The organism is [Clostridium] saccharolyticum WM1, from assembly GCF_000144625.1.
Taxonomy (GTDB): Bacteria; Bacillota; Clostridia; order Lachnospirales; family Lachnospiraceae; genus Lacrimispora; species Lacrimispora saccharolytica.
Window position 1 is genome coordinate 3,947,507 of sequence record NC_014376.1, and the last position, 12,382, is coordinate 3,959,888.

The window sequence follows — 12,382 nt, forward strand, 5'->3', positions numbered from 1 at the left end:
TATCTTTTCCCATAAGATTTAATCAATCATTGCTTTACTTAATATTTTAATTTGTATGAGCCATCTTTTTTAATTCATTAGTTAAAGCAAAAACCTCTTCAACACTGGCAGTCGTTTCCTCAATCCCCGATGACTGCTGTTCCGTCTTTTTCATGGTAGAACTGGAAAACTGTAATGTTTTGCTGATTGATTTCTGAATGTCTTCCGTCAGCTGTACGACTTTCATTGCTGTATCTTTTGAATTCTGTGACAGCTTTTGGATTTCAGTGGCAACGACTGCAAAGCCTTTTCCTGCCTCACCTGCCCGTGCTGCTTCAATCGAAGCGTTAAGGCCTAACAGCTTCGTTTGATCTGCAATGCTCTTGATCGAATAGAGGATGGCATTGATCTGCTCTGATATTTGTTTCACATTTAAGATCTCTTTGTTCAGTTCATTCTGGTTTTCATTGACTGCTATGGATGATGCAGCGAGTTCCTCCATTGTTTCTTCTATAATTGAAAATTGATCTACCAGATCCTTGCTCATAGTCTTTAATTTGTATTTATGATAACCGACCTGAGAAAGAGCATTGGCAACAATAAAAAGCACTTCCGCAGCTGCCCGGATATTTTTTTCTGTTGTAATGTTCACTTCATGGAGAGCATCAATATATTGATCTTCATTGACTCCGATTTCTCTTGCTACACGCCTGAATTCCTCTTCATTTGGTTTCTTGCTTAAAATCTGCCCGCCCAGGATGGTTCCGATCAGTTCGCCTTCCACCATAATTGGAGCTGCAAAATCGATCAGTCCTGAATGGCATTGAAAGATATAGGGCCTTCCGGTTCTGGCTGCTTCCTCTCCGCCTCTTTTGTGGGAAGCGGCACACCGGTCATCTCCAGTTTTCGTCGAATGCGTGTAATGTGCGCAAATTCTTGTGTACGAGCTTGGATTTGTAACAGGATTTCCCTCCCGGTCCACCGCAACGCTTGCCAGATTCATACCATCTGCAAAATTATCAAGAAATTTTTGAAGCAGACTTATTTCCATCACATCTGAAAGATTGATTTCTGATAAAGTTTTGTATCCATTATCATTGTTGTCCATCTTCATACTATGTCCTCCGTGAATGTTGAAATTTTACAAAAACTGTCGATTTATGTCGAATGTGTTTCTATTATTTTACCACTTTTCTCCTAACTTGTACATATCATTAACAAGTTAACCATAAGTTTCCAAAAGATATTAGGATATTACCAGAGGAGGCTGGAAGTGACGTGCATTTGACGATTCCCTTTTATATCGTTATAATATTACCGTACACATGAAGGATTCCTGGGGGAATCAAGGGCTTTCCTATCCATTGATTTGATATTTTTAGAAGAGAAAATTATAGAAAAGAGGATTGCTATGCAAACACAAACTGTTTTGGCGGACCATCCGTCCAAAATTAAAAAATTTCTTGAATTAGTAGAAATACGTACTAAGATCACAAGTCTGCTTCCGTTTCTCATGTCTCTGGCTTACCTGTTTTACCGAAGGCAGCCGGTGAATACAGAGCGCACGCTTCTTTTTTTGGGCTCCATGTTCCTGTTTGACTTGACTACAACCGCAATCAATAACTATATTGATACCAAAACCAACGGCCAGAAGCTTCCCTTCCCCCGTGGTTCGGCAAAGCTGATCATTTATTTGCTGTTGGGCGTAAGCACTGCTTTGGGCCTTACGCTGGCATACCGTACGGATCTGGTCGTACTGCTTCTTGGCGGGCTGTGCTTTCTCTGCGGAGTTTTCTACACCTGTGGGCCCATCCCCATTTCCCGTTTGCCTTTGGGAGAGATTTTTTCAGGACTGTTTTATGGTCTGTTTATCCCCTTTCTAATGCTTTACATGAACATGCCATCCGGAACCTTTCTGACTTTAACAGCGGATTGGCATGCCGTGCGGCTGGACTTAAAGCTTGGGCCTGTGCTTTCCCTGTTTTTATGTTCGGCGGGTCCGATCCTCGCCACTGCTGACATTATGCTGGCGAACAATATCTGCGATCTGGAAAAGGATATTGCTGTGGGAAGGTACACCCTGTCTTATTTTTTAGGAACGAAGGCGCTGTCCGTTTTTGCCGGACTATATTATATTACTTATTTGACATGGACGGTGTCCGTGGTATTAAATATCCTGTCTCCAGTCTGCCTGGGAGCGCTGCTTACCTTGATTCCTGTTCATAAAAACATCCTCCGCTTTAAAAAAGAGCAGATCAAAGAGAAAACCTTTGTCCTTTCGGTTCAGAATTATATTATCATTGTGGGAGCACAAACCCTGATGATCTTGGTAAGCGGACTGATGGGCATCTCTTCCTGATCATCAGAAGAATCAGGCCGATCTGGCCGGCTTATCTGATTCTTCCGTTCAGAAGGGCATTTGCTTTATCATAATCTGTCTTCTTAACATAAATAATATATTCATACTCCAGCTGAAGGTTTTCCCCAAATGTCCCAGTCCGCGCCCGGGAACCTGCTTCAAAAATTGATGGACTTTTTCTGTTGATTACCTTAATGGAATAAGGTATCTTATTTTGCGCCATTAGTTCCCGTACTTCAGCCTGTTTTCTCATTTCATAAGTAATGAACAATTCTTTGCGATTGAATATTGAGATCATTTTTTCTTCCTTTCCTATTTTCATCATGTCAGCCTATCCCAAAGCAACCGGCCAGCAATACAGGACCGGGGCCAACAGCCGGAAAATCCCTGACAGACTATATTCTGCAGGGACTTTCTTCCGTTCTATTCTATATCTTCCAGCTTATGCCCACATGGTTCATCCGGTCATCCTCATCACTGGATATGATATAGGATGTATTCTCGCTCTTTAGTACACTGATGGCTATATGCTGGGGAACCCCTTCTGCATTATAGGTGATCTTAAAAAGATCAAACAAAGGTTCTCCCATATGGCACTGTAAATATCCGGAAATTTCCTTTGTGGCTCTCCGAACCTTTAATACCTTATAATATCGTTTCAAATTGGCATGGTAATCATTCTCCAGAATCCGGAACACAGAAAAGTCCCCTGTCATCCGGTCAACGATCCCCGGAAAACGCTTCAAAGGAAGGTAGCACATATCCACCATCATAGGAATATCATCTGCATACATAATACGCTTAAGATATACCACATCGTCATCAGCTCCGATCTGCAGATCTTCCGCATAGGAAGCTTTTACATGAATGATTGATTTTTCCAAAACTTCCGTTCTGACCTTCCTTCCCTGGCTTTCCATGGAATCATGGAAACCTCCCAGCCGGTCAATCCGGCTTTTTAAGCCTGTATTCAATACAAACGTTCCTTTTCCCTGTTTACGAACAAGAATTTCCTCTTCGCACAGCTCCTTTACTGCTCTCCTGACAGTGATACGGCTTACCTGGTACTTTTCCTCAAGCTCAACCTCACTGGGCATCCGGTCACCAGGACAGTATATCTTTGCCTTGATATCCTCTTTAATTGCATCCTTCAGTTGTTCGTAAAGCGGAACCAACGCATTCTGATCCAGCATAAAAGTTTCTCCTAAATTTTATTTTCTATAATGTCCAGGATATTTATGAAAACGGGGTCGCAGATGAGAAGGCTCCTTACACCCGGCCGGATTCCCTCTCATCATAACCCGGCTTCATATATTATATAATTATATAATACAAAAATTCTGAAAGCAACCCCTTTAGCCAGATAAGGCTGTGTAAAGCTTCCCTTCCAGTCCCTGTTAGTCCCTGTTAGTCCCTGTTAGTCCCTGTAAGGATGAGGATGTCCAAAACCCCCATGGAACGTACATGTGACAGCGGAGCGCTGGGCAGCGCATGCAAGAGAATCCTCCATTGTTTTTCCGTCGGCATAGGCAGTCAGAAATCCGGCAATAAAGCTGTCTCCGGCTCCCATGGTGTCAATGACGTGTATTTTTATAATTCCCTGACGGTAAAATTCCTTTCCGTCATAAAAGATTGCCCCCTTGGCCCCTCTTGTTACGCCGGCTGTTTTCACTCCCAGCTTATGGACCTGCTTTAACAGTTCCCGGCATTCCTCCTCTTCCATATCAGAACCGGAAAAAAATGCAAATGTAAGGTATGGACAGGTTCTTTCCAGATATTCTTTCTCATGCCTGTCTGAAAAATCAAAGGATATCCTGCATTTTTCATGAAGCTTTGGAAGCTCATATTCCAGGTTGGAATAGCAGCTGGTATGGCATATGTCAAATCCCCCGATGATGTCTAAATCTTCTTTTCCTATTTTAATGGAAAATAAATGCTGGCAGCTATCTCTGGGCCCCGGTGCAAATACACGGTCCCCATCCTTTAAATAAACCCTTGGCTGGGCTGTGTGGGCGTATACCTTTCTGGAGCGCTCATAGGAAACCCCTTCCTCAGCCAGGCACTTCTTAATGTAGTCCGCCGGTTCATCATCTCCAAAAACCCCAAGGTAATGTACTTTTTCTGCACCGTTCCGTTTGCAGTTAACAGCCACATTGACAGCATTTCCTCCTGGATAATAAACTCCTTCCTCTATGTAGCAGTCCGTTACATTATCGCCGATTGCAATGATCTTCATCCTTCTCATCCTTTCACCGCACCCGCGGTCATTCCTCTTACAAAACTCTTCTGCATTGTTAAAAATAATACAATAATAGGCAGGCAGGAAATGACCATACCTGCAAGAACCACTCCCCACTCTGTCATAAGCCCGTCACGGAAGGTCATAAGTCCCACAGGAATCGTCCGCAGCTTTGAGCTGTCAACAAAAATTGTTGCAAAGACAAATTCATTCCATGCATAGTAGGCTGTCATGATGACCACCGTAGAGATTATGGGCTTGGAAAGTGGCAGATAGATATTCCGGTAAATCTGCATCAGTGTTGCACCGTCAATGGTGGCAGCCTCCTCCATTTCCCTTGAGATCCCAATAAAGAAGGACCGGACCAGCATAATGGATACAGGAAGGCGGAACGCAATATAGGGGAGGATCATGGCCAGCAGGGTATTTTTAAGCTTCAGTGATTTTAACAACATGAAAAGAGGAAGCAAACATACCTGAGGGGACAGCAAAAGGCCACACATACAGAAAAGAAAAACCAAATTCCCAAGTTTCCCTTTCATCTGGCAGATACCGAAAGCAGAAAAAGTCGATAAAAAGACAACTCCAACCAGAGTACACACGGTAACTGCCCCACTGTTCATAAAATACCGGGAAATCCCCTTATGCCAGGCCGTTGCATAGTTCTCTATATGCCATAGATCCGGAAATCCCCATACATCTCCGTAGATTCCATTGTAATTTTTAAAAGAAGACATGAGTATCCACAACAGCGGATACAATATCAGAGCAGCCAGTAGAAACAATACTGCAAGCCAAACCATTTCCCAAGGACCATATGCCATTCTCTTTCTTACAACTTGCTTTATCATGTCCGTTCCTCCTTATCCGTCCCGTAAGTGAAGAACTGCACGGAAGACAGCACTGCAGTAATCACAAAAATCAACATGGCAATGGTGGACGCATATCCCATGTTATTTTTAACAAATCCAGTCTGATACATATGAAGAGACAGCACCATGGTTGATGTACCAGGACCTCCCCCAGTCAGTATGTACGGTTCATTAAATACGGTAAACGCCCCTACCACCGTAAGAATCATGGTTACAAAGAACATCTGCCGGACCTGCGGAACCGTTATATAAAAGAAGCGTTTGAACTTACCTGCTCCATCCACCTCTGCCGATTCATATAATTCTGTGGGTATCTTCTGAATCGCCACAATAAACAGCATGGCAACATAACCGGTACTCTGCCATTGGGATACGGCGATCACCGCATACATTGCCGTCTTTTTACTCCCCAGCCATATGTGGGCCAATTGATCCAGCCCCAACAGATTCAGAAAACTGTTTAGCAGCCCCATCTGCGGGTTATATATGAAGTCAAAAAGAAGACATACCACCGTCATGGAGATCACCGTAGGAATAAAATAGATGCTGCGCAATGCAGGCGCAACCTTCCGAAACGCCACATCTTCCAATACGGCCGCCAGTATAAGACCAAAGCCTACCTGGATCAAAATGGATATGACCGCATACAGGAAATTATTTTTCAGGCTTACAAATATGATCTTATCATGAAACAACTGCCTGTAATTGGCTAGCCCCACCCATTCTTTTGTAATATCTGACAGCGTAAAAGACTGGAAGCTGTAAACGATGTTCTTGAACAGTGGATAATACACAAAGATTCCAAGAATCAAAATCCCTGGAAACACAAAAGCAAATGCCTGTAAATTTCTTTTTCTCTCTCTTTTCAAACCAACACCATCCCATCCATTTGAGATAAGAGGCCGAAACGGCCTCTTATCTCCAGTCTTTATTTATGCAAAGCGGCGGCGGCCTCCTTTACCTGTTCCATAACGCTCTCAGGTGTTTCATCGCCTATGGCTATTGCCTGCGCCCCCTGCCCATACACCGTGTAAATGGAAGCATCGCAGGCATTGTCAAACCACGGAACCAATACTGACGCAGATTTAATCATTTCCATTGCTTCCAGCTGGGCCGGCAATGCATTTGTTTCGTCCACCGCACCTGCCACGCTGGAAATATCGCCGCATTTTGTTGTGAGGGCTTCCCCGCCTTTCTTGCTTACAAGCCATTTTAAGAATTTAATGCATTCCTCAGGATTCCTGGCCTTATTGCTGATCATGAAGCCTTCCGGTGCGCCGGTCAATCCCTGGGGGTCTCCCTTTCCCTCTTCAAAAGCAGGGAAATTAAAGAAGCCATATTCAAAATCATCCGGCAATGCTTTTTCCAGCATTGGAATCTCGGCAAACTGCAAGTACATGATGGGAGCCTTTCCTGCGGCAAAATATGTATTTCTGGCTGTTTCATGGTCGATTGCCACACAGGTTTCACCCATGTAGGAGGTGAGCTGCTGCCACTTCTTTAGGACCTCCACATAAGCCGGATCCTTAAATTCTCCGGACGACGGATCATAATCCTTTGAAAGGACACCGGGATCCACCATTCTCTGATTCATCGTACCAAGATAATGAAGAACTGCCCAACTGTCTGAAAGGCCTTCTACGATTGGAGTTTCATATCCGGCCGCCTTTAAGGAATCCAGCACGGAAATAAACTCATTCCAGGTCTTTGGAATCTCCAGATGATTGTCTGCAAAAATCTTCTTGTTGTAGTAGAACACCTTTCCATCCTGAGACCAGGGAACTCCATAGACCTTACCGTCAAAGGTAAAGCCATCCACACTGGCCTTGGCAAGCTGAGAGGACCATTCCTTATTCTGCTCATAAATATCATTTAATTCCATGACATTGCCGGAATTGATCATTTCTTTTGCAAAGGTCCCTGACCAGGAGGAAAACACGTCAGGAACTTCATCAGTAGCAACAACCATACGGATCTTTTCCTTATACTGGTCGTTTAATATGCAATCCATCTGTATGGTCACATTGGGATTCTCATCCATATATTCCTTTATCAGTTCCTGGAACATGGAGTTTTTCGGATCGTTTGGCCAGCGATGGAAGAAATGAATCACAACCTTTTCTCCATTTGCACCTCCGCCGGCTTCCGACCCGGCCTGAGCCGTACCTTCCTTGCTTTCTGGGCCGGCGTTGACATTTGTTTGGTTGCTTCCGCTACCGCAGGCAGTTAATGATAATCCCATAGCAGCCGCTGATAATAATGCAATCACTTTCCTGGCACTTTTTTTCATTCTGCTTCCTCCTTTTAAAAACAGCCTTTCGGTTTAATATTCCATTCTCCACATATAACGGCGGACACTTAAATCGTGTCCTCTCTGATAAGCAAATTCATCTGCAAGGGAACGAAGTACGGCTCCCGCCAGCAGGGGGGCAAAATATTCCCGGACCTGGTCATCAATGCCGGTCATATCAAATTCCATCTCATCTACTACCATGAGTTTCTCTGAATATTTCCTGCAGAAATCATAGGCTCTTTCATCCAAAGGTCTTGTGGCACCTATGCCTTTTATCATAATAAACGGAACATCATAATCCGTTACCTCAAAGGGTCCATGGAAATATTCACCGGAATGAATGGCATTGGAATGAATCCACTGCATTTCCATCAGCAGACAAATGGCAAAAGAATAGGCCTCTCCATAATTGGCACCGCTGCCCATGGTGTAGATCAGCTTTTCTCTTTTATACTGCTTTCCCCACTCTTTTACAATACCGGCATACTGTGTTTTTACTTTTTCTATTGCATCGTTCAATCCGGCAACCGCTTCCATTCCCTTCCGGTACTTTTCCCTAGGGCTGACTGCATGCAGCACACTGAAAATAAGATAATACAGGACACCCTTATTTAAATCACTGGCATCTGCTTCTTTTCCCCAGTCATAATGAATGGGATATTCCGCTGCCTTCCATAGTGGTGAATCCTCGACATTTGACAGGGCTATGGTGGTTGCGCCCTTTTCTCTTGCAAACTCTGTTGCCTTTACCGTCTCCGGAGTATTACCGGAATGGGAACAGGTGATTACAACAGAATCCTGCCCCAGTGCCTTTGGCACCCTATGTACAAATTCATTGGAGCTGTATATACTGGCCGGCGTTTCTATCTCTCTGTCAAAAAGATATTGGGCTGGCATCATAAACGCCTGAGAACCGCCGCAGGCTACAAAATAAAAATGATTGATCCTGTTCTTCTCAGCCACTGCTGCAACTGCTGCTCCGATCTGTTGAATGTGTTCTTGTTTCATCATAATTCCTCCGTTTTATTTTATTATGTTATTATATAACGTTATATCACTTTTTCACATTATAATATATAACATCTTCTATGTCAATATTTTTTACAAGTCTTTGTTATTTGGGAAAACCATATGGTACCACCAAGCAATTTCCTCCTTGATGGTTTTTCATTCCCTCGTTGAAATGGACTTTTTCCTGAAATATTGATATAATCAACTCAAAATCATTCACATTGCCTTCAAGGAGGTATCGATATGCAAAAAATGCCGGTATTATTTATTGGACATGGCTCACCCATGAATGCGATTGAGGAAAACCGGTTTTCTGCCCAATGGAAGCAGCTTCCTACCCGGATCCCCAGGCCTCAGGCCATCCTTTCTATTTCAGCCCATTGGTTTACGTCTGGTACTAAGGTTACGGATTCCTCTGCCCCGAAAATGATCTATGATATGTATGGCTTTCCTGACGAGCTGTACCAGGTTGCCTACAATGCACCTGGTTCGCCGCATTTTGCTGCGGTGACAAAGGAGCTGCTCAAGGACAGGGTGCAGCTTGACAATACCTGGGGCCTGGACCATGGCTCCTGGTCTGTCCTGCGCCATATTTATCCTCATGCCGATGTCCCTGTATTCCAGCTTAGTGTGGACAGGCTGGCTTCTGCCAAAACCCATTATGAAATCGGCCGTAAGCTGCGTACCCTTCGCGAACAGGGAGTTCTCATTTTGGGTAGCGGAAATATCGTACATAACCTTGCCAGAGTAACTTGGGATATGGATGGGGGATATCATTGGGCAGAGGAGTTTGACCTTTATATCAAGAACAGGATTCTGAAACGAAACTTGGAAGATGTGATTCACTTTGAACGGGCCGGTACATCGTCAGCCTTTGCCTTTTCCACATTGGATCATTTTGCCCCGCTGCTATATATTTTAGGAGCCTCTGACGAGAATGATACTGTTTCCGTCTTCAATGATTCCTGTGTACTTGGCGCTCTGTCCATGACCAGCTACCTGTTTGGATAACAAAAGAGGTTTATTGCCGGAACAATTGCAGCGTATTCATTCCACTCCTGCCAACTCACTTTATCTTCCAAATGCTGCTTTTCATTCCATTTATTATATATTACAATTCTATTACATAAGTGTTACAATGAACTTGTTCCAAAGGAATCTAAAAAAAATAAGGAGGTTACGTATCATGTTTTTTGACTTAAGCTCATGTAACTTTAGCGATTTATTAGATTTAATTTCTCAGTTCTGCAAATAATGACCGAAAGAAGGTTCCCCCCTGGGCGGAACCTTTTTTTTGTCTGACGCTTCTATGGATAAATTCCAAAAGAGAATCACGCTCGTCCCCGGGCCTGCATATGATATAACAACAGAAAAGGCAAAGGAGTTTCTTTTATGTGCTGCCCAGGCAATTTTACCTACTACCGCGATGTAAACTGCAAAGACCTGGCGATCTTCCATGAAGCCACCAGGGAATTACGGGGCGCTACCTACAAGCCCTATTTGGTAGCCACTCAGGAAGCCAGGGGAATCAACTTCCACTTTATCTGCAATTCCTTCACAATGACCCGCCCGCCCCAGAATGCCATCACTATGGTATCCATTTTCAAACCCTTTTGCAAAGATTCTGAGAAGGAGAAGGTTCGGGCGGTCGTAACGAATATATGTAAAATGGGATGCTATAAAGGTTAAGTGAAGTTTTGCAAAAATATCAATCTGTTTTTTCCGCTTTGCCTTGCTGCAGAACAGAAGGGCAGGGTGATCCTATAGGTCATGTAAGGCCATATTTAAAAAGTTACAATGATACGTGTCAGGAAGCCAGAGTTAAAATCGGAGATCGGATATTATCCTGTCCCGGTTTTCTTTCATTAGGGACCATGCCGCTCCGGACTTATCCGGATTCAGGCAAGAACAAAGATAAAGAAACGGCCTGCCCGGCCATTACGAAACGGTATGAAGGAAGCATTATAAGGCTTGATTCAACCCGTTTTCTTAGGATCCGGGCAGGCGTTTTTTATGCAGCCATAAACAAATAAGCCGGATTCCGGCCTGCAACAATCCTGAAACACTCTTCCATTCTGTTTTTTTCATATTTTTATTACCTTTTGCATATCTTATATAGGAAAGCCTTAGAACCTGCTTTCTTTTTTCATATGTATCCATTAGGAAACCAGACTCACCTGGGAGCTCATCGAACGGCTGATTTACTGCATTCAGACCGGGCCTGGCTTGCCTTTATAAAGTAAATCATGCCATGGAATGACAAGGAGAACGCTTATGAACCTATTTAAAAAAGATATCAGACTTTCCCATGTGCCAGGACATCACATCATCATTTACATAGAAGTCATTATTCTGGTATTTCTGCTGGTTTCCCTATTTTTCATATCCCCTGGCGGAAGACTTACATTTCCGGTTATCAATCAGGATGGAAACGCCAGTCCCTCGGAAGCAAAAAAATATATTAAATGGGTGGATTTTGACGTGACCGCAAGAGCCATGCAGGAGGCCTTCCGGTATGACGTCAACACCTGCCAGTCTGAACCTCACTTAAACTGGGTGGATCTTCTTTCTTACCTTGGAGCAAAATACGGAGGAGACTTTTCCAGATATTCCACCAAAGACTTAGACTGGCTGGCGGAACAGCTTCTGGCGGGGAAAACCATGGAAGAGATGACGGTAAAAATGAGTCATTATTCCTATTACAGAGAAGCCTACGGGGCTGTGCTGGATGGCCTTGTGGGCCAGTATGAAATTCAGATTTCCTCTGAAAATGCGCCTCTCTACGCCACCCCTGCTCTCTTGGAAGACGGCAGCCTGGACCCGGATAAGGTATGGGTTAAAAAATATGGACTGAAAAGCTTTTCCCCCATAGCCAAGGGCTTTCCCTATAATGACTTCGACGACTTTGGGGTGGCCCGCTCCTATGGTTACAGACGGCAGCACCTTGGGCATGATATGATGGGCCAGGTGGGAACTCCCGTAATAGCGGTGGAAAGCGGCTATGTGGAAGCCATTGGCTGGAACCAGTACGGTGGATGGCGTTTGGGAATCCGCAGCTTTGATGGAAAGCGGTATTATTATTACGCCCATTTGAGAAAAAACTATCCTTATCATAAATCCTTAAACCAGGGCAGTATTGTCACGGCTGGGGATGTGATCGGTTACCTGGGGCGTACCGGGTACAGCCGGAACGAAAATACCAATAATATTAATGAACCTCACCTCCATTTTGGGCTGCAGCTGATTTTTGATGAGTCCCAGAAGGAAGGCAACAACGAGATCTGGATCAGCTGTTATGAACTCACCAAGTTCCTTACGATGAACCGTTCGCAAACCCTTAAAAATCAGGAGACAAAGGAGTATAACCGGGTGTATGATATGAAGGATCCGGGAATCCCTGAAAATTTTGTCCCGCCGGAGCCTCCGAAAGAAGAAAATTGATGTTAACACAGCCCAGGGGCTGTTGCGGCAAGTGCAACAGCCCCTGTAATTTGCATACATTCGAGGAGATTTTGGCAATGCTCTATTTTACTTTTGGCTGTGGCTGAGTGATGCAGTGGATATTTCCGCCCCCAAATGCAACCTCTTCGGTACGTACCCCAACCACTTTACGGTCCGGATACATTTCC

At 44.1% G+C, this 12,382-nt stretch carries 13 protein-coding genes; 4 read left to right on the forward strand and 9 right to left on the reverse strand.

The window, feature by feature from the left end:
- Positions 1 to 46: 46 nt before the first annotated feature.
- The gene (locus CLOSA_RS18320) at positions 47 to 1,093 is read right to left on the reverse strand and encodes a PocR ligand-binding domain-containing protein (protein WP_013274228.1); all 1,047 of its coding nucleotides are present in this window, start codon (positions 1,091 to 1,093) and stop codon (positions 47 to 49) included.
- Positions 1,094 to 1,390: 297 nt separating this feature from the next.
- Between CLOSA_RS18320 and CLOSA_RS18325 the strand changes: the two genes are divergently transcribed.
- Positions 1,391 to 2,338 carry a UbiA family prenyltransferase gene (locus CLOSA_RS18325; RefSeq protein WP_013274229.1) on the forward strand — a complete coding sequence of 316 codons (948 nt, stop codon included), beginning with the start codon at positions 1,391 to 1,393 and terminating at the stop codon, positions 2,336 to 2,338.
- Positions 2,339 to 2,369: 31 nt separating this feature from the next.
- Here the strand turns inward: CLOSA_RS18325 and CLOSA_RS18330 are convergent, their stop codons facing one another.
- The 7 genes from CLOSA_RS18330 to CLOSA_RS18360 all read right to left on the reverse strand — a co-directional run bounded on the left by CLOSA_RS18330 (position 2,370) and on the right by CLOSA_RS18360 (position 8,753).
- Positions 2,370 to 2,663, reverse strand: a complete 294-nt coding sequence (locus CLOSA_RS18330) for a hypothetical protein (RefSeq protein WP_242647758.1) — start codon at positions 2,661 to 2,663, stop codon at positions 2,370 to 2,372.
- A 103-nt stretch (positions 2,664 to 2,766) separates the two neighbouring features.
- Positions 2,767 to 3,531, reverse strand: a complete 765-nt coding sequence (locus CLOSA_RS18335; RefSeq protein WP_013274231.1) for a GntR family transcriptional regulator — start codon at positions 3,529 to 3,531, stop codon at positions 2,767 to 2,769.
- A 224-nt stretch (positions 3,532 to 3,755) separates the two neighbouring features.
- Positions 3,756 to 4,574, reverse strand: coding sequence for a PfkB family carbohydrate kinase (locus CLOSA_RS18340; protein ID WP_013274232.1), 819 nt, complete (start codon positions 4,572 to 4,574; stop codon positions 3,756 to 3,758).
- A 5-nt stretch (positions 4,575 to 4,579) separates the two neighbouring features.
- Entirely contained in the window at positions 4,580 to 5,428 is an 849-nt protein-coding gene (locus CLOSA_RS18345) for a carbohydrate ABC transporter permease (RefSeq protein ID WP_013274233.1), read from the reverse strand.
- Entirely contained in the window at positions 5,425 to 6,318 is an 894-nt protein-coding gene (locus CLOSA_RS18350; protein ID WP_013274234.1) for a carbohydrate ABC transporter permease, read from the reverse strand. The genes CLOSA_RS18345 and CLOSA_RS18350 overlap by 4 nt, the downstream gene beginning before the upstream one ends.
- A gap of 59 nt (positions 6,319 to 6,377) precedes the next feature.
- A complete protein-coding gene (locus CLOSA_RS18355) occupies positions 6,378 to 7,739 on the reverse strand; it encodes an ABC transporter substrate-binding protein (protein ID WP_013274235.1) in 1,362 nt (453 codons plus the stop codon).
- Positions 7,740 to 7,772: 33 nt separating this feature from the next.
- A complete protein-coding gene (locus CLOSA_RS18360) occupies positions 7,773 to 8,753 on the reverse strand; it encodes an SIS domain-containing protein (RefSeq protein WP_242647759.1) in 981 nt (326 codons plus the stop codon).
- 243 nt (positions 8,754 to 8,996) lie between these two features.
- On the opposite strand from CLOSA_RS18360, the gene ygiD reads away from it, so the two are divergent.
- The 3 genes from ygiD (at position 8,997) to CLOSA_RS18380 (ending at position 12,194) form a co-directional block, all read left to right on the forward strand.
- A complete protein-coding gene (ygiD, locus tag CLOSA_RS18365) occupies positions 8,997 to 9,764 on the forward strand; it encodes a 4,5-DOPA-extradiol-dioxygenase (RefSeq protein WP_013274237.1) in 768 nt (255 codons plus the stop codon).
- A 381-nt stretch (positions 9,765 to 10,145) separates the two neighbouring features.
- Positions 10,146 to 10,442, forward strand: a complete 297-nt coding sequence (locus CLOSA_RS18370) for a hypothetical protein (RefSeq protein ID WP_013274238.1) — start codon at positions 10,146 to 10,148, stop codon at positions 10,440 to 10,442.
- 585 nt (positions 10,443 to 11,027) lie between these two features.
- On the forward strand, positions 11,028 to 12,194 hold the full coding sequence (locus CLOSA_RS18380; RefSeq protein ID WP_013274239.1) for a M23 family metallopeptidase: 1,167 nt from the start codon (positions 11,028 to 11,030) through the stop codon (positions 12,192 to 12,194).
- A gap of 82 nt (positions 12,195 to 12,276) precedes the next feature.
- Here CLOSA_RS18380 and CLOSA_RS23605 read toward each other — a convergent pair whose 3' ends face one another.
- Complete coding sequence (locus CLOSA_RS23605; RefSeq protein WP_242647760.1) at positions 12,277 to 12,378, reverse strand: agmatine deiminase family protein; 102 nt, start codon at positions 12,376 to 12,378, stop codon at positions 12,277 to 12,279.
- Positions 12,379 to 12,382: the final 4 nt, after the last annotated feature.

What these genes read in the sequence shown, in the direction of transcription:
- CLOSA_RS18320 (WP_013274228.1), bottom strand. Translation starts at nt 1,093, where the DNA reads ATGAAGATGGACAACAATGATAATGGATACAAAACTTTATCAGAAATC.
- CLOSA_RS18325 (WP_013274229.1), top strand. Translation starts at nt 1,391, where the DNA reads ATGCAAACACAAACTGTTTTGGCGGACCATCCGTCCAAAATTAAAAAA.
- CLOSA_RS18330 (WP_242647758.1), bottom strand. Translation starts at nt 2,663, where the DNA reads ATGATGAAAATAGGAAAGGAAGAAAAAATGATCTCAATATTCAATCGC.
- CLOSA_RS18335 (WP_013274231.1), bottom strand. Translation starts at nt 3,531, where the DNA reads ATGCTGGATCAGAATGCGTTGGTTCCGCTTTACGAACAACTGAAGGAT.
- CLOSA_RS18340 (WP_013274232.1), bottom strand. Translation starts at nt 4,574, where the DNA reads ATGAAGATCATTGCAATCGGCGATAATGTAACGGACTGCTACATAGAG.
- CLOSA_RS18345 (WP_013274233.1), bottom strand. Translation starts at nt 5,428, where the DNA reads ATGATAAAGCAAGTTGTAAGAAAGAGAATGGCATATGGTCCTTGGGAA.
- CLOSA_RS18355 (WP_013274235.1), bottom strand. Translation starts at nt 7,739, where the DNA reads ATGAAAAAAAGTGCCAGGAAAGTGATTGCATTATTATCAGCGGCTGCT.
- CLOSA_RS18360 (WP_242647759.1), bottom strand. Translation starts at nt 8,753, where the DNA reads ATGATGAAACAAGAACACATTCAACAGATCGGAGCAGCAGTTGCAGCA.
- ygiD (WP_013274237.1), top strand. Translation starts at nt 8,997, where the DNA reads ATGCAAAAAATGCCGGTATTATTTATTGGACATGGCTCACCCATGAAT.
- CLOSA_RS18370 (WP_013274238.1), top strand. Translation starts at nt 10,146, where the DNA reads ATGTGCTGCCCAGGCAATTTTACCTACTACCGCGATGTAAACTGCAAA.
- CLOSA_RS18380 (WP_013274239.1), top strand. Translation starts at nt 11,028, where the DNA reads ATGAACCTATTTAAAAAAGATATCAGACTTTCCCATGTGCCAGGACAT.
- CLOSA_RS23605 (WP_242647760.1), bottom strand. Translation starts at nt 12,378, where the DNA reads ATGTATCCGGACCGTAAAGTGGTTGGGGTACGTACCGAAGAGGTTGCA.